At 54.7% G+C, this 16,799-nt stretch carries 18 protein-coding genes; 3 read left to right on the forward strand and 15 right to left on the reverse strand.

What is annotated here, in order from left to right; translation table 11 throughout:
* Nucleotides 1–4 precede the first annotated feature (4 nt).
* The gene (locus H8K04_20815; protein ID UVT18122.1) at nucleotides 5–271 is read left to right on the forward strand and encodes a hypothetical protein; all 267 of its coding nucleotides are present in this window, start codon (nucleotides 5–7) and stop codon (nucleotides 269–271) included.
* A 156-nt stretch (nucleotides 272–427) separates the two neighbouring features.
* Here H8K04_20815 and H8K04_20820 read toward each other — a convergent pair whose 3' ends face one another.
* From H8K04_20820 to H8K04_20855, 8 genes are all read right to left on the reverse strand, one after another.
* Nucleotides 428–925 (reverse strand): thermonuclease family protein, encoded by a 498-nt coding sequence (locus H8K04_20820; GenBank protein ID UVT18123.1) that lies wholly within the window; start codon nucleotides 923–925, stop codon nucleotides 428–430.
* 23 nt (nucleotides 926–948) lie between these two features.
* Nucleotides 949–1,512, reverse strand: coding sequence for a hypothetical protein (locus tag H8K04_20825; GenBank protein UVT18124.1), 564 nt, complete (start codon nucleotides 1,510–1,512; stop codon nucleotides 949–951).
* 140 nt (nucleotides 1,513–1,652) lie between these two features.
* Entirely contained in the window at nucleotides 1,653–2,087 is a 435-nt protein-coding gene (locus tag H8K04_20830; GenBank protein UVT18125.1) for an AP2 domain-containing protein, read from the reverse strand.
* A 54-nt stretch (nucleotides 2,088–2,141) separates the two neighbouring features.
* Nucleotides 2,142–2,444 (reverse strand): helix-hairpin-helix domain-containing protein, encoded by a 303-nt coding sequence (locus tag H8K04_20835; protein UVT18126.1) that lies wholly within the window; start codon nucleotides 2,442–2,444, stop codon nucleotides 2,142–2,144.
* A gap of 13 nt (nucleotides 2,445–2,457) precedes the next feature.
* A complete protein-coding gene (locus H8K04_20840; GenBank protein UVT18127.1) occupies nucleotides 2,458–2,814 on the reverse strand; it encodes a hypothetical protein in 357 nt (118 codons plus the stop codon).
* Nucleotides 2,815–2,819: 5 nt separating this feature from the next.
* Nucleotides 2,820–4,088 carry a Y-family DNA polymerase gene (locus H8K04_20845; GenBank protein UVT18128.1) on the reverse strand — a complete coding sequence of 423 codons (1,269 nt, stop codon included), beginning with the start codon at nucleotides 4,086–4,088 and terminating at the stop codon, nucleotides 2,820–2,822.
* Nucleotides 4,089–4,094: 6 nt separating this feature from the next.
* Nucleotides 4,095–4,520, reverse strand: coding sequence for a translesion error-prone DNA polymerase V autoproteolytic subunit (umuD, locus tag H8K04_20850; GenBank protein ID UVT18129.1), 426 nt, complete (start codon nucleotides 4,518–4,520; stop codon nucleotides 4,095–4,097).
* A 39-nt stretch (nucleotides 4,521–4,559) separates the two neighbouring features.
* Nucleotides 4,560–5,231: an SOS response-associated peptidase gene (locus H8K04_20855; protein ID UVT18130.1), complete on the reverse strand. Its 672-nt coding sequence runs from the start codon at nucleotides 5,229–5,231 to the stop codon at nucleotides 4,560–4,562.
* 1,106 nt (nucleotides 5,232–6,337) lie between these two features.
* Between H8K04_20855 and H8K04_20860 the strand changes: the two genes are divergently transcribed.
* A complete protein-coding gene (locus tag H8K04_20860; protein UVT18131.1) occupies nucleotides 6,338–7,645 on the forward strand; it encodes a hypothetical protein in 1,308 nt (435 codons plus the stop codon).
* Between the two features lie 317 nt (nucleotides 7,646–7,962).
* Here H8K04_20860 and H8K04_20865 read toward each other — a convergent pair whose 3' ends face one another.
* The 4 genes from H8K04_20865 to H8K04_20880 form a co-directional block, all read right to left on the reverse strand.
* Nucleotides 7,963–8,244: a hypothetical protein gene (locus H8K04_20865; GenBank protein ID UVT18132.1), complete on the reverse strand. Its 282-nt coding sequence runs from the start codon at nucleotides 8,242–8,244 to the stop codon at nucleotides 7,963–7,965.
* 931 nt (nucleotides 8,245–9,175) lie between these two features.
* Complete coding sequence (lepB, locus tag H8K04_20870) at nucleotides 9,176–10,528, reverse strand: signal peptidase I (protein ID UVT18133.1); 1,353 nt, start codon at nucleotides 10,526–10,528, stop codon at nucleotides 9,176–9,178.
* Between the two features lie 541 nt (nucleotides 10,529–11,069).
* The gene (locus H8K04_20875) at nucleotides 11,070–11,840 is read right to left on the reverse strand and encodes a hypothetical protein (protein UVT18134.1); all 771 of its coding nucleotides are present in this window, start codon (nucleotides 11,838–11,840) and stop codon (nucleotides 11,070–11,072) included.
* Nucleotides 11,841–12,591: 751 nt separating this feature from the next.
* Nucleotides 12,592–13,554, reverse strand: coding sequence for a helix-turn-helix domain-containing protein (locus H8K04_20880; GenBank protein UVT18135.1), 963 nt, complete (start codon nucleotides 13,552–13,554; stop codon nucleotides 12,592–12,594).
* A gap of 103 nt (nucleotides 13,555–13,657) precedes the next feature.
* On the opposite strand from H8K04_20880, the gene H8K04_20885 reads away from it, so the two are divergent.
* Nucleotides 13,658–13,960 carry an antibiotic biosynthesis monooxygenase gene (locus H8K04_20885; GenBank protein UVT18136.1) on the forward strand — a complete coding sequence of 101 codons (303 nt, stop codon included), beginning with the start codon at nucleotides 13,658–13,660 and terminating at the stop codon, nucleotides 13,958–13,960.
* Nucleotides 13,961–14,238: 278 nt separating this feature from the next.
* Here the strand turns inward: H8K04_20885 and H8K04_20890 are convergent, their stop codons facing one another.
* The 3 genes from H8K04_20890 to H8K04_20900 form a co-directional block, all read right to left on the reverse strand.
* Nucleotides 14,239–14,658 (reverse strand): nuclear transport factor 2 family protein, encoded by a 420-nt coding sequence (locus H8K04_20890; protein UVT18137.1) that lies wholly within the window; start codon nucleotides 14,656–14,658, stop codon nucleotides 14,239–14,241.
* A gap of 81 nt (nucleotides 14,659–14,739) precedes the next feature.
* Entirely contained in the window at nucleotides 14,740–15,597 is an 858-nt protein-coding gene (locus tag H8K04_20895; GenBank protein UVT18138.1) for an NmrA/HSCARG family protein, read from the reverse strand.
* Between the two features lie 818 nt (nucleotides 15,598–16,415).
* On the reverse strand, nucleotides 16,416–16,796 hold the full coding sequence (locus tag H8K04_20900; GenBank protein ID UVT18139.1) for a PilZ domain-containing protein: 381 nt from the start codon (nucleotides 16,794–16,796) through the stop codon (nucleotides 16,416–16,418).
* Between the last annotated feature and the right edge of the window lie 3 nt (nucleotides 16,797–16,799).

Here is a 16,799-nt window from a genome sequence, read left to right on the forward strand (position 1 = left end):
CACGATGCCGAGCATCCGTCGTCTCACCTTGTACCTACGGCAGCGGCCGGACGAGCAAGCGCTCTATCAGTATCTGATGCGCAAAAGCCCAGCGGAGCGGACCGCACTCCATCGCGCAATGCTGCTGGCTGAATTCAGTCGGCGCATGAAGAAAGAACCTCAGCGGAACCGCTCCGCCACCCCGAAAGCCTCACGCCGGCGAGTCGCCGTCGCTGAACCGCCGCCCACGACAGGAGGCATGGCGAGTTGGAATCAGCGCGTCGTGTTCTAACCCAAATTCCGATATGACGAGGATTGCCCCCCACCTCACACAGCGGGCATTGAGATGTCGAATCCGACGAATGACGACTGCGTTGATCGGCACACCTGATGGTCGACCAACCCAGCCCCACCACTACAAACGGAGTCTCCTGCCTGTCTCCGTCGTTCAGCGCGTCGCGCGCGCATCACGACGCCACTCCCAAGGCGGCACGGGTGCGCGCTCACCCCACAGCCCTTTCTTCGACTGGCGCGCCTGCTCTTCTAACGTCTTGAGCTCGATATCCTTGGGGGCATACTTCCGATACCACCAGCACCAGCCGTCTTTGACCAGTTCGTGATTGACGTTGGTGCCATCGGGAAGAAACACATCAGCCAGGGTGCGCTTGTACATATCCTTGCCGTAGGTCTGGAGCGTGACTTCTTTGCCAAAGACCAGGGCTGCGGTCGCCTGCTTCGCCTTATTGCCGAACGCTTGGCCTTTCTCCGGGCAGTCGATGCCGTGGAGCCGGATGCGTTCAGGGTGTTGGTTGTGCAGAACCTCGATGGTGTCGCCGTCAAGGACGGAAGTAACGGGACCTGAAATCTCGGCTGCTGCGCATACAATTGAACCAAGCGCAAGAACAGTAAGACCAAATGTGGCTCTGCAAGCGAAGAACAGAGCCACAGCTCGATAATTTCTGGCAGACATTAGGTTAGGGCTTTGGCCATATACCATCCAAGGCGGCATTCAGCACTGCTTCCATTTGCTCCGATAAATCCCTCAAGGTCGCAATATATTCGCTTTGCCGAGTGGGGGGGGATTCGCTCGAAAAGATTCCAAGTTTTTGCGAGACTCTGGGCAAACTCGCGATGAATAATGCTCTCTCGGGGAAATGATGAAGGGTCAGAGGTCCTAGGATGATGATAGCGATCGAGGTAGTGAGCGTATGTCGGTTTTGTGTTCTCAAGGTTTAGGCTGAATATTGCTTTCTCAAGATGGTAGAGGATCGGACCTTCTGGACTTGTCCGGTGAGGCCACTTATATAACAGCACTGCGGCCAGAGCAGCTCCATATGGAATCAGCTCATACCTGGTTTCTCTGGCCAGTTCCTCTGTCATTGGCCGTCCACGAAAGAATCCGTCCCCCACATGCATCCTAATATACAATTTGCCCAGTTCATTAGATGACGACTTGAGAATGTCCCCCAGAACTGTTCCAAGCGCGAAGGCAACTCTCTTTTCATACTCGGAACTATCTTCCTCTGGTCCCATGACAGTTTCCTCTAGAGTCAACGGCCCTAGAACATTCTTACTTCTGCTTCGCCACCACCTGATCTTTGACCTTGTAATAGGTCGCAGAACTACGAACGAGTCTGTTGCACCACGTTCGGGCGACAGTTTATCAAGGAAGACTAGCGGGAGGCCAAAGCTCGTAGTGCCTTCCGTCGTGCCTGTACTGCCCGCTGAAATGCCCCCTGTTCGCCGTACCGCGTAATCGAAAACTTTCTAGTCTTGGCCTTGCCGCCCCCAATCGGCCATTGTGCAAGCCAATACTGTCGGTGACGAGGTCGCCCCCGGCCTGTCTCCATAGCGTCAATTCTTGTGACCCCTGAGATCCCGGACCGGTTGTTCTTCTTCTTGATCCGGCAGATTTCTCGCCGGGTCATTGGTCGCAGGCGGGCAATCAGCCAGTTTCGATACCTCTCTGCTACGGCAAGGGCCTTCCGCTTCCCGCCGTACACGTTGTCGGCAAAATGCCGATGGTAGACCCGGCCCCGCCGTTGGACAGTCACAAACCACGAATGTGTCCATGATGGTTCATGATCAATGCGGTAGATCTGCTTCATGGCTATTAATACCAGGAGTATGCAATCCGCTGCCCCATCCCGTTGGCCAATGGGTTACTTCTGCTTCGCCACAACGTGCTCCTTGATCTTGTCATACGTCGCTTGTGGGACAACTTTCTTCTGCACCAGTTCATCCTTCCGCTTGTACGGTCGGCCCTTGATGATCTTCTCGGAATAGGCATCACCAATCCCGGGCAGCGCCTTGAGTTGGTCTGCCGTGGCCATGTTGAGGTCGATGGGTTCAGCGGCGTGAAGGATCGAGGGTGTCGTTTCAGTCAAGGGGAAGACAGGAACCACACCGAATAGCAATGTGATCACCACGAACCCAATCGCCCATTTCTTTACCACTGAGAGCATGAAAGCCTCCTTGCTAATGTGTGGTCCCTTTCGCCAACCGCTGGCCCATTTCAATAATCCGCCCCAGCCGTTCCAGCAGGTTCGTGGCCTGGTGCGACGTAAGCCCATGCTGATTGAGCACGGCGAGCAGGTCGTCAATGATCTGCTCTTCGGTTTGGGAAAGCACATACGGCTCAGGAAACGCGGTTTCGGGGATCGTGGCGCGGGGATTCTTCTTCCGAAAGTCAGCGATGATGTCGAACAAGTCTTGCTTGCTACAGAGCCCTTTCCGTTCTAACAGTTCCACAATTGCCGCAATCTCCCACATATTGGAGATCGTCGCTTCCTCGATCGACATGGACTCGCGTTTGGGGCGGTGCTGATCGCTCATGCCGATTAGGCCTTCACTATGGGAAGGTCATCCCAGCTCGTGGTGTAGGCCGGTGAGCTGTGACGAAACTGCGTCCGCCACGCCTTCGTGATTCCGTTGGAGGCATAGTGCAGCGTGCCAGACCCAAACCGGTTATTGATCGAATCCAGCGCCGTCATCAACTTCTTCGATCGCGCCCGATCGTGTTGGTCGAAAAGGTCTGTCTGCACCTGGCTCGCTGGAACCAGTCCCGTCAACATGATCCCGACCTTCTTGTAGAGGAACCCCTTGCGGTAGATCGTCCGTATGCCCTCTATCGCAGACCGAATCAGTTCAGGTGTGCTGTCCGTGGCCACCGGGAGCTTGCGCGTCAGGGCATTGTAATACTGCGGAGTATCCTGGAATGGATTCGTGTGCAGAAACACGGTCAGCACGGTGGCGGCCAGGTGCTCCGCCCGCAGCTTCTCCGCCGCGCGCGTCGTGTAGCTCGACCCCGCTTCCTCCATCTCCGCCAGCGTGCCCACCATCGTTCCGAAGGCCCGCGAGCAGGTGATCCCTTGCTTGGGCACTGGGCACTGCTCCACGTCCAGGCAGGACATCCCGCGCAGTTCCATCACCAGGCGCAGTCCGACAACGCCCATGTGCGTGCGGATAAACTGGTCATCCGCCTGGCGCAGCTGAAGGGCCGTGGTAATGCCGTGCTGGGTAAGGAACCGAGCATAGTTGGGACCAATGCCCCAGACATCTTCAACGGCAATCCGACTGAGCAGGGCGTCTCGATCTGGACAGGCGCGCAGATCAACCACGCTGCCGGCATCGGGAGTGCGCTTCGCGATTCTGGTGGCGATCTTCGCCAGGACTTTCGTCTCCGCAATCCCCACCGATACCGGGATGCCGGTCCAGCGTTTCACTGTGGCGCGGATGACACGTCCATAGTCCGTGAGGTTTCGCGAGGCGAAACCGGAGAACCCCAGAAACGCTTCGTCGATTGAGTACCTCTCCAGATCCGGACAGAATTGTTCGAGGCACGCCATCACGCGCTGTGACATATCCCCGTAGAGCGCGTAGTTCGATGAGAAGACCTGGACGTCGTGCGCGTCAAGAAGCGGGCGAATCTGAAACTCCGGCACCCCCATCCCGATGCCCAGGGCCTTCGCTTCGTTCGAGCGAGCCACGACACAGCCGTCATTGTTGGACAGGACGACAACCGGCTGACGCTCGAGCTTGGGGTTAAACACTCGTTCGCAGGATGCGTAGAAGTTGTTGCAATCGACGAGGGCCAAGACTGGAGACATCGGACCCTACAGCGCGTGAATGACGTTGGTGACGACGCCCCAGATTTCAAACTCTTGCTGCGGTTGAACCTCGATCGGCTGGTAGTTTCGGTTCTCCGGGAGCAGGCGCACTGCGGTGCCCCGTTTGGAGAGACGTTTCACGGTGAGTTCGCCATCCAGCGCCGCGACGATCACATTGCCGTCGACCGCTTCAAGGGACCGATCCACAACCAATAAGTCCCCCGTATGAATGCCGGCACCGAGCATCGAGTCTCCGGACACGCGCACAAAGAAAGTCGCGGCGGGGTGCTTAATCAGGTGCCGGTTGAGATCCAGTTTGCCTTCGAGATAATCATCGGCCGGCGACGGGAAGCCAGCCGGCAGGCGGCCCAGGAACACGGGGAGCTTGTAGCGGGTGGAGAGATCAGGCGCGTAGACGGCATCGATGTGCATGACAGTTCCTCAGAGCCAGGAAGGGCTGTAGTCTACTCCCTAGGCCTGGGCTGGCTCAAGACAGGCGGGAGCGTTGTGCCGCGGGTTGTTGACCAGGGTACTGACTGGATAGGCCTGAAGTTCGGTACTGGGATACGGACGCAGCAAGGCCTTCAGCGAATCGGCGGGTGTGGTGTGATCGAGCCATGGGATATACGAGGCAGGCGCAAGGATCACTGGCATCCGATTGTGAATTGGCGCCATCAGGTCATTGGGCTCCGTGGTAATAATTGCGCAGGTCTCGATCGGCTCGCCTTCAGCGGGTTTCCAATGTTCCCATAGCCCCGCAAAGGCAAACGGCCGCTTGTCCTTTCGACCAATCCAGATGGGCTGTTTTCGCTCACCCAACCTTTGCCACTCATAGAACCCGTCGGCAATGACCAGGCATCGCCGCTTCTTGAATGCAGATCGAAAGGCGGGTTTCTCGGCCACGGTCTCACCCTTGGCGTTGATACACTGGTTGCCGATCTTGGCATCCTTGGCCCAAGAAGGAATCAGGCCCCAGCGAAGCAAGACGCAATCACGTTTCACAGACTCAGGATTGAGACGAACGACCGCCACACGTTGCGTTGGGGAGATGTTGTAGTTGGGCTTGAACAGCGGGGGATCGTCAACCTGAAACTGTTCCGCGATGACTTCCGGGGTAGCCGTCTGGGTGAAGCGTCCACACATCAGTAGCCTCGCAGGGAGGCTATTCTATGAAAACCAGACATCGAAGTCCAAAGCTGCTTCTGGGCAATGACCGACTGGTTATTGTACAGAACGTCTGACTCTCCACTTTGCGACCGTCGGCATTCGGCCAAGAGCGGACATTCGGCGCCGAGATTGCACCACCCCAAAGCGGTCCTCAGCCCTGTCGCATGAACCTGCCCGGTAACCGCCGAGCGTAGCGGAGGAGGAGTGCCTGACGGGAAACAGCCGAAAGATTTGACAAGTAGGAACAACGTTCGAACAACAGCTCGGCGCTGAAGCGGGAGTTCTCACGAAATCCCTCCGCGAAGTGTCGCAGGCACCGTCACTGTCCGCGCAGACGGGACACATAATGTTCGATTCCAAGACTTGAACCCATTTGAGTTTGGCTATCTGAGCCAGTTTCTTCCCATGTGGTATTGCACTTATTGTAAGGGCCCGCGACCATTCCCGTCATCTCAGATTTACACCTAATGCATCGGCTTGCTATAAATACTACTCTTGCACGGTGAAGCTAAAGGCAAGTCATCGCGTGCGAATCAGGATGACTCTAACAAGTCAGCCTTTCTTTTTCTCGTTTCAAGTATCACAACTGCATGATTGCCATACCGTCGTTCGAACATGTAGCAATCGTTGGCGATGACGCCTGGCTTGCGGCAGAGATTTCATCGCTGTTTACCCGTCCTCGGCGTTATCTCACCGTCATGGATGGGCCTCGTCTGACTCGACCTGACTACACAAACGAAGTGATTAGACGGACCAATGCCCTCTCGCTGGCTCAAACTCGTCGAGTAGTATTCGCTAATTTGCCAGCCGATCAAAGTTGTGCACTATCTGAGCGCCAGCCGGCCGGCATGTTCATTTCCGCCAACACTCGAGAAGAGGCGCGATCTGCTCTCAGAGGTTGGACGAAAGGCCCAGCTGAAAAGCTGGCTTGGGGCCGAGACCACCTCGGCGTTGGTCTTCTGTTGGCCCGTCGCTCGAAGAAGTTCCTGGACACGGCTGAGGAGACATCGCCGCCAATCAATTTTGTCTCAGGTGGAACTCACCTGTTGATCGTCTGCGAGGCAGGGGAGGATCTCGCGGAAGTGACCGGGAGCAACTTGGCCTTCGCTACTGATGCATCTTTTTTAACTGTCCCTCAGCTTCCAGATCGTGATCAAGATCAATGGCTGGAGGAAATCTATGCCCTCGGATCAGGGGAGAATGTCACAACGCGATTTGCCTGCATACGCGATCGCGTTCGCACAAGACTCCCTGCCTTTGACTTTCGAGAATACAAGCAGGTTTTGTTCATCACCAACGGCTTCCCTTGGGGAATGGCCATGCCAGAGCGTCCCACAACACATCTCTTCGCATATCCGGATTTGGGACGCATGATAGTGGAAGGGATATGGGCGGCTTCCCGTACTGGCAAGAGCGCAAGGACAGCGCTGCTGATCCAATCGGATCACATCGCAGGATCGGAAATCGAGGCAATACGGGAATCATTGAAACAGAATCAAACTCTAGTTCGTATTCAGGCAGGACCCCGCGCGACAGTGCACAATGTCCGAATGTTGCTCGAGACTGTACCATTCGACATTGTCGTCATTTCGACGCATGCAGGTGATGTTTCAGGCAAACGGGTGACCTATAAATTCACGGACAGCGAAGGTATTGCTCGATGCCTTGTAGTCGATGAGGCTGTTGGGTTTGGATACGACCCCACAACCGAGAAAGTGTGCGTCCAAACATTCTGTCGTTTTCACGAATTAGACGGAGTTGATTGGTCGGATTCGGTCGCGAAATCTTCCCTGTATGTAGGCTCAGCGATCTCCACCTGGTCAGCAATGGGCGATGTCCAGGAGCGCGCAAAATACCGAGTAGCAAGCGAAGAGATCATTCGCGTTAACGGCTCCATGGGACTTCGGATGAGCGATGACGTGTGGCTTCCCATGATGCACGGTTTCGCACCTGGCTGTACGCCGATCGTTTTTAACAACGCATGCTCATCGTGGCATGAATTAAGTAAGCGATTTATGTTTCCTGGGGCCAGCGCCTATATCGGAACCTTGTTTCCTGTGACAGAGGCAGAGGCCCAGGCAGTCGGCACGTCTTTTTTCCAGAGGGAACTCGGAAAATCATTACCAGTAGCGCTCTGGGCCTCACAGAATCACGTCTATGAACGACAAGATCGACGCCCATATGCGATGTGTGGCCTTCCCTTTTCCTCGATCCAACGGAATACAATAGACTCCATCGCCTTCCTCTCCCAATATTACCCAAGAGCGATTGCCACCCTAAGCCGTAAGGCGAATACGACCGCTATTGAGGAATTACGGGAGAACTTCATCCAGCAGAAAGACTTTCTATCAAAGGAAGCGGAGATCCTCGCGGACTGGATTCGTTCCTGACTCCACAATAAAGCGAAGACACTATCAGAGATCTTATCTGCGAACGAGTGAATCGTTTGCTCACTCCTCGTTTAGCTAAGGGGTGTTGTCTCGTGGGAGATTGAGGTCTGATCGAGAATTGCGGAGATTGAGGTTATCGGAATCGACGAACTGTACCGTTCATGACGCCGAGATTGCACCACCCCAAAGCGGTCCTCACCCCTGTCGCCGTAACGCTGCGCGTGAGCCGAGGCCGAGCGCAGCGAGAGAACCCAAAGCGTACTCGCTTCGCTCGTACTGCTTTGGGCCGTCGGCTCGACGCGCGGGTTAGGCCGCAACTAGCCTCCCTGCGCTTGGCCTCGTTGCTGCAGGGCTGTACGCAACTTTTGAACCTCAGCGACGATCTTTTCGATCGTCTCCTCAAGTTCCTTTCGAGTCTTCTTGAGATCCTCTCGGGTAGCCAGCCCCTTGGCCTGCTGGCTTGCACTGGAAAGTGACTGCTCAAGCGAGGCCAGACGCTTGTCAATCTCTGCATTCGTACCCGGAGGCCTGTCGTTCTCCAGCTTTGTCACCCGCGCGGCGAGATCGGTGAACTCTTTCTTCGATGCAGGTTCGTTCATAGCTGAGTCCCTTATATTCCAGATTGAGAACAGTGCCGTAAGTAGCAAGAAAACCGAAGCCGCGATCTTGTCTCGTCGTGACTTTGCGTCGATGCGATCATTGAGCGAAATGGAATCCTTATTTCGATGAAACAACCTAGGTGAGAATATAAGCGTCCAGGCTGCTTGAAACAAGCCAACCACCAGTAAGCCAAGGGCGGTCAGAACAACTGTGCTCCAAGACACAATGCGCTCCGTTACGGCCTAACAATGTTTAGGCGGATCCATCATAAGAACCGGATCTGCCATGTTCTATCCGCGTAACACACCTTCAATGATCGTGAACAATATCCCAACATCGACGGTGGTGCAATGAGTTGCGGCCCATCGACCATTGATCACGGGTTCTTATGCGGATCGGCGTAAGACCTTCCCTTCTGGTAGCGGTCGGTCGTGTACTCCGGCTAAGGGTCGGATACCGATGGTCGAAGAACGGCCAAGTACGGAAATTCGGCGCCAGGATCGCCCCGCCATAATGCGGTCATACACCCTTCTGTTGGGCGCAAGTGGGTTTGGCTGCGTATTCCGGTCAAAATGAGCCACGTATTCCAGAGGAAACCAGTCAGTCATTCCGATCCAAATCAGCCACTCATTCTGGTGCTATATGCCAACTGCTCCACTTGAAACCAGCCACCTGCTCGACTTATCTCATGCTCTCCTACGTTCGCATTGACGCACATGTAATTTGATCCGGATACTAAGGAAGGTCTGATTACTGATCCAGTCATGAGCAAGTGCGTATTTTGCTCTGACATAATCGCTAAAAGACCCTATTTATAGGCCTTCCAAGAAAAACACGCACTATTTAGCGTTCGGCTCAGGAATTCGTGATTTTGAGCGGTACAGTTGAGCATCTGCAGTCTCTTATATCCGGAGAGATCGCGAGCTACTCTTAGGGATTGGTGGACGAAAACATCTGGCCGATGCGTTCCCATCGTGCGTCTTGCTGAATGCCATCCCAGGACCAATAGATCACAGCAACCCTTCCATTAATGTGGTTCATGGCAATAGGTCCAAATTCACGACTATCAAACGTAGTAGCGAGGTTATCCGCTAGCACAAACACTGTCCCGTCTGGGACGACGATTGGCCCAAAGGCTTGAGCTTCGCCACGGGAGAGCTGTGAGATCGGAGATATTGTTGGCCGCATCGAGATGCGTTCGTTGAGCAGTGTTCCATTGATCCATATCCCATCGTGATTGATCGCGAGAGTCTCGCCTGGTAAACCGACAACCCGCCGAAAATAGGGTACGTCTACGTTTGGAATTCGGATCGAGATGATGTCTCCGCGTTGCGGTGTACGGGAAGCTGTGTATGCGCGGAGATCCACTAGAAATATGTCATCGCCTATCAAGGTGGGATCCATGGCAGAACTTTGAATGTGATGCTGGGCAGCGTAGAAATTATAGATTGCGGTCCTGATAAGCGGCCTCGCAGTAAAATTTACCAGAAAGACGACTGCCAGGATGATGAACCATCTTAAGGGGTGCGAACTGCGTGCCCTTGGATCGTTCCTCAGCCGGCGTGCGGTCACCAGGGCTTCTGCCATGATGCCAACATAAATGATGCCTGCTGCTGTTACTGCTGCGATGACATTGTAGGGCGGCTTAAAATGAACATGCAGGAGGATAAAGAACTTCACTAATGTGGCTCCTCCAATCCACACGAGATAACACACCCCTGCCTTGATGTACTCACCGTTATATAACTGTCCTAATCCTGGGAGTAGGCTGAGCGAGAACGAGACCCAAGGACGCGGAGACTGGATGTAGTGGCTGTCTGCAGGCTGGAGATGACACTCCTGTTCCCTGTCGTTGAGGGCAAGCGGTATGCTTTGTCCATCTGGATACCCGAGCAACCAATACATGATCGAGCCAGTCATCATGCCTAGCGTGAGAAGGAGGACTAACATAGTCACGTCCACAATGGGGAAAAAGTCGATGCCTGTTGTCAATGGTTCATGATTCACATTGGCGCCGACAAAGAGCGCTATAAACGGCCAGCAAAGTCCGATAAGGAGGAAAACAGAAAGAGGCTTGTTGAAGAGATATCGAGCAATGGCAACCCAGACACACAGTGAAGGAAATACAAAAACCAGGATCAATCGTGCGATATCGGGTGCTTCAAGATAGCCCAACCATTCAATAAACCCTCGGCCTGTTAGATAGGAAAAGTAGATCGTGCCTAATGCCAGGCCAGAGACCGTCGCGGCCGCAACGATTTTCAACCAAGTACTAGCTTTCATGCCTTCCGAGATGTCGAGAGAGATAGAAAACTGGGCGTTACACTAAGGATAGCATAGCATCTTAGCCTGACAAGGTATGGCACTTAATAGAATGCTGGTAGGAAACACGAAGATTTGGAGGCGTTCGGTCTGGATGGAGGAGAGGCAACTCTAATCCAGCGGGAAGTCCCTTCCTGAAAAGGAGGGGTTCTTCATAGTATAAACTGCGAAATGCGCATCAACGCTGAAGGTGCTGAATCGTCCTCAAATCAAATCCCGGCCTCGGCGTTAACTTAAGACGCAAGTGTGGGATCCCGATGGGGCCGTCATTCAGCGAACCACCTGATAACGGTCGGTCGTGGACGTCGGATTTGGGTCGGATGGCGGCGGCTGGAGATCGACTGTGAACGGAAGTTCGGCGCCGAGATCGCACCGTAATAAAGCGGTCCTCAGTCCTATCGCATTAACGTTTGAGCTCAGCCGCGTGCGGAGGCCGCAGGCCGTAGCACGTCGGCTGGAGCGACGGGGGTTGGGCGTCGGCACGCATCGGGGATTTTAGCCGCTATTGAATAGACAAGCCTGTCGGCGTGGACGGTGGCATTGAATCACCTTTTTCCGCAGTCGAAACAATTATTTTCGCTTTGTGGATGGCGGTTGAGAAAACGTCCAGTCCCAATGCTGCTTTGTTCACAATACGCCGGGCTGAGGCTAAATTATTCCCGTTCAAGAGTTGCTCAATCTCGCCCCTGTTGTTTGACAAGTACGCGGCCAATATCTTGGCTGCCACTTCCGGCTTGCTTACCTCGTCAGGATTCTCGACAATATCGACGCTCACTTTGTCCTTGATCTGCTTCTGCATCTGCTCGTAGTTGTACCTGCCAGTGAGTTGGACAAAACCGCGACCACGGAAAAGAATTCCGTCTTCACACTCAGTCCGGGGTAACATTCCGTGGCGAGAGCGCATCAGCTCTTCATCAATACCGGTGTAGTAGCAATTGCCCAAGTGCAAGTTGATGATCGGTGTTCCGTCTTTGCGAAATGTCAGGGTCGAATCGTACTTGCCAAATGGGCGTTCGGTTCCCGGGGCTTGGATGCCGGCATAGCTTGGCTGATCGATCGTCTTCGAATAGGTACTCGGTCGCTCAGGGTCCGGCGAGAAGTTTGATGTTTCGACACGAATGGTGGCAAGCGCATAGACGACGACTTCCTTACTGTCACCGAGACCAAACTGCCGGAGTTCCGTCTGCACAAGAGGCCAGTTTGTATGCACATTTTCTTTGGCTGCGCTTGGGAATAAGGTAGCAACCTGTTCTTTCGTGATGCGTTCGACCAACTCGGTCTTCAAGTCCTCGGCACCCGCAGAAAGTAATGGCAACAAGATCGCTGACGCGACAAGAGCCAACAGAAGCACATGGCATCGCCATTCGGAAATCGTGTTTATGCTTCGCATTCTGTACGACGTCTAACAATGTTTAGGCCGATCCGCATAAGAGCCGGACCTGCCATTTTCTATCCGAGTAACACACCTTCAATGATCGTGAACAATATCCTATCTCACCGGTGGTGCAAACGGCTGCTTTTCAATTCGGTGATCGACTGGTTTGGGTCGAGGATCGCCATCGGCCACTTCGCGACAGTCGCTACGGCACGCTCCGCGCCGGAAAGCTGCCGTTCATTAAAGATGGTGCCCACTTTGCGCGACGCTTGGCTGGATTGGGGATGAGTTTGCTGGTGTGGGAGGAGGATCGTAGAACAGATCCTTCGCACGCGTGTCCGTGCACACGACACCTGCCCACAAGTCTTTCTGTATGTTCTCGAACTCATGTGACCAAGACCTCGCCACCGTCCAGCAATCAGATGGTTCTGGAACAGACTTGCCCGTACAACCCGTGGTTTAGGAAAGCGCCTTCGACATCCACCTCCAGCCTACTCAGACCCACTCAGGCCAACTGGAACTCACTGGAGCCAATGAGAGCCAAGAGTTGGAGAAAAAACGCACTTTGGCTTGAGTAGGCTGGAATGAGTTGGAGTGAGATGGGGTTGAGCACAAAATGAGCACAATCGACTCTCCGGGAAGGGCTTGATCAGTCGCGTGCACGTAGCTCGCGTACGCCGCGGCCGATCTTACGACGAATGAGTGTGCGCAGCGTCACTCCGTCTGCGTAGCCAACCTGAGCGGCAATCTGATCAACACTGGCCGTACTCGTTTGTAGCAGATGCACCGCGCGCTCGACGCGAAGATCCTGAAAATAAGCAAGCGGGGACTTACCCAGCACGGATTGCAGGCGACGCGCCAAGGTGCGTTCACTTGTCACGGCTGCGTGAGCCGCTTTGCTGAGCGAGAAACCATCAGCGAGCTGTCTCCGTGCCCATCGCTCGAACCGTTCGACGAGCGGGTCTGAGTGCGCAAGGTGGTCGGGAATCATGAACGCCGCCTGCGAGGGCCGTGGGTCAACCAGCAGGTAGCGAGCAGTCAGCGCCGCCAGCGCGGGACTGCGTCGACGCACCAGCCATAATGCCAGATCGAGGTGTGCCAGCGCTGCGCCGCCGGTGACGAACCGAGATGAACTCATGATCATTCGCGAGTCGTCGAGTATGACATGCGGGTACCGTTCACGAAAGAATGGGGCGAGCCACCATGATGTCGTCGCACGATGGCCGTTGAGCAGCGACGTGCCAGCAAGGACAAATGTTCCCGTGCAGGCAGCACCCACCAGCGCGCCGCTGCCAGACCAGCGACGAAGGAGTGTTTGCGCGTCCGTGATGTCTCGCCGTTCAAGCGCAATTCGCAATGTGTCCGGCATCTTCGCCCCGAGCGCCGGCACAAGCGCGACATCCGGGCGCGCAAGTCGTGCCGCCGACCGTACAGGCACAGACAGCCCGTGACTGGTGTATACGCGGGAACGGACACCCACGACCGTCACATCGAAACGTGTCGAAGGTGTTCCAGCGGATTCCGCCAAGTCGTTCGCCGTTCCGAACGTGTCGAGCAGCGTAGTTAAGCCGGTGTCGAAGACTTCATTCAGAGCGAGCACATAAATTCGCATGGCGAGAACTGTACCATAATTGTCACTTCTGCCACTAGAATAGATCGTCACTCATCCCTACAATTTCACTCACGCGGTTTAACCTCAAATAGGAGTGACTACCATGGTGCAAGTTGCTTTGTTCGTGCGATTGAAAGCCAAACCAGGAAAAGAAGCGGATGTCGCCCGCTTTCTTGAAAACGGGCTCACCTTGGCGAATCAGGAAACCACGACGCCGATCTGGTTTGCCCTGCGATTGGGACCGGCGACGTTTGGCATCTTCGATGCCTTTGCTGATGATGCAGGCCGCAAGGCACATTTGGCTGGCCCAATCGCGGCAGCACTGATGGCCAAGGCGTCCGAGTTGCTTGCCGAACCGCCACAGATCGAGCACGTCGACGTGCTTGGCGCGAAGATCCCGCACTGAGGTCTGGCTCGGTCGGTGTGAGGAGATTGCTTGCCGATTTACCATGAGCGGCAACCAGCGATTTGCCGGAGGCTGCCGCTCGACTGATGACAAGATAGTGGTAGACAAGACTGGCTGTCTGGAAGCCCGTCAAAAACGTTGTGAAGAACGAGACGCCATTCTATGGATATAGTTGAAGCTAAATAGTAGCTATCAAAGGGGTCTAAAAGAACTGTTTATGGATCATAGGGGGTTGCAAGTAAGGATTGAATTAATCACGTATGTCGGTGCGTTTCTCACTAAGGTTCGAGATCGAGGATCGGCGTATTGAGCGCCTTGGCCGCACGCGTAGGATCGAAATATTCGCGTAGGAACGCAATTATTTCTCCTCTAGCACGCAGGAACAGCACATAATCCTGGTGATAGACTCGTCCTGTCGGCTTGATGAGCCCCTCCGCCTTGACTTCGGCGACTGCCCCTTCCAGATCCGCGAAGGGATACACCTTGAGGTCGAAGAAACGGAAATTTTCCACCGCTCTCAGGAACCAGGTGACATGACGCACCACCTCCTCCCTTCCCGATAGTCGCGCTGGATGGCCGATGGCAGGCGCGTAGGCAAGTTCCCACAAAATATCATCGGCGATCAGCGTCTGCCATTGCATGTTGTCTTCGACGAGTGTCTGGAAGTGTCGTTGCAAGAGGTCAGCGGCGATCGTCATTTCAGTCTCCCAGTTCACTACCAGTTGCGGTCCTGACCGCACGCTGTGGGAAATTTTGATCCTTTGCTTGGTGTCTATCATTCACACTTTCGCCCAGTCGACCGTCTTACTCCACTCTACAAATGTGGTGAGCGGCATCCCGAACTGCTGTTTCAACGCAGGCATATTGATCGCGTAGCCAACCTCGTTGAACCACCGAAACATCGTGGCGAGGTCATGACCCATCGCCGCCTCGGCCTGCTCCATCTGGAACTCCTGAAAGCGGATTGGTCGACCTATCGCCTTTGTCAACAGTGCGGCAGCTTCAGGCATCGTGAGGTCATCTCCTGCCAAATCAATGGCCTGTCCAAGAAAATCGTTCGGACGCAGGAACGCGGCCGCACCGAACGCGCCGATATCCTTGAGCGCGACCATCGCCAGCTTCCTAGCCGGTTTCATGGGCAGCAACAAGACCCCTTGCACAGACGGTTTCGCAAAGGTGGTGAAATTCTCCATAAACCATACGGGCCGCAGAATCGTGGCCGGCAATCCAATCTGCCGGATGTGCTGCTCCACCTTCCACTTACTCTCAAAGTGTGGAATGCCCGTGTTGCGGTGCGCACTCCCGACGGACGTATAGACATAATGGGTGATGCCAGCCTGCTTCGCGGCATCCGCCAGCATTACCCCCTGGCGCACCTCCGCCTCCATCCCTGCCTCGAAAGGGGTAGACATGGCAAACACCCCGTGCACGCCTCGGAGCACCGCCTGCAAATCTGAGGGATTGGTCAAATTCCCTTTGACCACTTCCGCACCAGCTTTAGCAAGTGCGGAGGCCTTCTCAGGGGTTCTACTCATCACACGAACTTTCTGCCCTTTCGCCAACAGCGCGGTCGCGACGGCTCCCCCCTGTTGTCCCGTGGCACCCGTCACCAGAATGAGCTTCGACTGCGTTGCCATCTCACACCTCCATTATGTGCACGCCAACCACGATGTGCGGCGTGTCTGGTTCTGGCTCAACTCCTTTGTCCGGCTGAAGGACGGACTATTACAATCAGAATCATTTCTTTTTGGAACAGCGTCAGCATAAGTCAAATTCCTTGAGAAATCGACCAACGTTGGGCTGGCATTTCAGATGGGGATTTTGACAGGGGGTGTAGTGGGGATGTTCGGGAAGTTAACACCCCTGGGATCCCGATGGTGCCATCATACGATTGGACCACCTGATAGCGGTCGGTCGTGGACGTCGGCTTTGGGTCGAGGCTGTGTGAAAACGCGAAAAGAATTGGCGTCAAAGAAAATCGACCTCTCAGAATGACCTGTATTCGATTATTTCGAGCCGGGTAATGGTCTGAGGACCCCTGAAATCATGCAAAATCGAACTGCGTAAGAGTTTTCACACAGCCTCGGTCGAAAGCGGTCGTTTGACGCACATACCAGAGATACTCATCACAGCGCCTTACACAGGGGAAACCACGATAAGAGCGAAACGAGAGGGGCATGGGGACCTCGCAGGGAGGCGTATTCTAGGAAAGCTTGGAAGCTAAGTCCATCGCCGCTTGACGTGCAATGACCGGACAGTTATTGCATGCAACATCGAAGCATCACGTATTTTCAGGAGGCAAATTTATGATTCACCCGTAGCACTCCCACACATTGTGGCGGTGCAATAATGACGTCCGGCGCCGCAGTTTGCGGTATACCGTCCACACATGACGGAGAAGTGTATCGAAGACAAAGAAGCGGCGCAATGAACCGCTATGCTATAGCCACAGGTGTTATTCGTCTCGATTCCTGACAGCGGCTGCTTCACGATCGATGAAAGCCGCCAGTGTCTCGACCGATTCATCATCGATCACGAGATACTCAACCCCATGGTTTGTTCCATCCGTCCAACACACGCAAGCGGCCGCCACATAAACCCGTTCCGATGTCGACAGACTAAGCGTGAACGAGAAGAATGTCCCTTCCCGTAAGGAGAGGTTGCCGGTGAATTGGCATCCACACCGGGAGAGGTTCCATGCGGTTCCCTCCCCTTCCTCGTTCCCCACCTGATAGGTGATGGGTGCACACACCGACACCCGCCGGTGAGAACGCATCATAGGTTGATCGGCCATGTTAGAAAGCGCCACGCCTCCCGCTGAAGTGGGTCTCAGCATATT

Source organism: Nitrospira sp., assembly GCA_024760525.1.
Lineage (GTDB): Bacteria > Nitrospirota > Nitrospiria > Nitrospirales > Nitrospiraceae > Nitrospira_D.

Bases quoted from the DNA above. Each gene is read 5' to 3' on its own strand.
- H8K04_20815 (UVT18122.1), top strand. From the start codon at position 5: ATGCCGAGCATCCGTCGTCTCACCTTGTACCTACGGCAGCGGCCGGAC.
- H8K04_20825 (UVT18124.1), bottom strand. From the start codon at position 1,512: ATGGGACCAGAGGAAGATAGTTCCGAGTATGAAAAGAGAGTTGCCTTC.
- H8K04_20830 (UVT18125.1), bottom strand. From the start codon at position 2,087: ATGAAGCAGATCTACCGCATTGATCATGAACCATCATGGACACATTCG.
- H8K04_20835 (UVT18126.1), bottom strand. From the start codon at position 2,444: ATGCTCTCAGTGGTAAAGAAATGGGCGATTGGGTTCGTGGTGATCACA.
- H8K04_20840 (UVT18127.1), bottom strand. From the start codon at position 2,814: ATGAGCGATCAGCACCGCCCCAAACGCGAGTCCATGTCGATCGAGGAA.
- H8K04_20845 (UVT18128.1), bottom strand. From the start codon at position 4,088: ATGTCTCCAGTCTTGGCCCTCGTCGATTGCAACAACTTCTACGCATCC.
- umuD (UVT18129.1), bottom strand. From the start codon at position 4,520: ATGCACATCGATGCCGTCTACGCGCCTGATCTCTCCACCCGCTACAAG.
- H8K04_20855 (UVT18130.1), bottom strand. From the start codon at position 5,231: ATGTGTGGACGCTTCACCCAGACGGCTACCCCGGAAGTCATCGCGGAA.
- H8K04_20865 (UVT18132.1), bottom strand. From the start codon at position 8,244: ATGAACGAACCTGCATCGAAGAAAGAGTTCACCGATCTCGCCGCGCGG.
- lepB (UVT18133.1), bottom strand. From the start codon at position 10,528: ATGAAAGCTAGTACTTGGTTGAAAATCGTTGCGGCCGCGACGGTCTCT.
- H8K04_20880 (UVT18135.1), bottom strand. From the start codon at position 13,554: ATGCGAATTTATGTGCTCGCTCTGAATGAAGTCTTCGACACCGGCTTA.
- H8K04_20885 (UVT18136.1), top strand. From the start codon at position 13,658: ATGGTGCAAGTTGCTTTGTTCGTGCGATTGAAAGCCAAACCAGGAAAA.
- H8K04_20890 (UVT18137.1), bottom strand. From the start codon at position 14,658: ATGACGATCGCCGCTGACCTCTTGCAACGACACTTCCAGACACTCGTC.
- H8K04_20895 (UVT18138.1), bottom strand. From the start codon at position 15,597: ATGGCAACGCAGTCGAAGCTCATTCTGGTGACGGGTGCCACGGGACAA.
- H8K04_20900 (UVT18139.1), bottom strand. From the start codon at position 16,796: ATGCTGAGACCCACTTCAGCGGGAGGCGTGGCGCTTTCTAACATGGCC.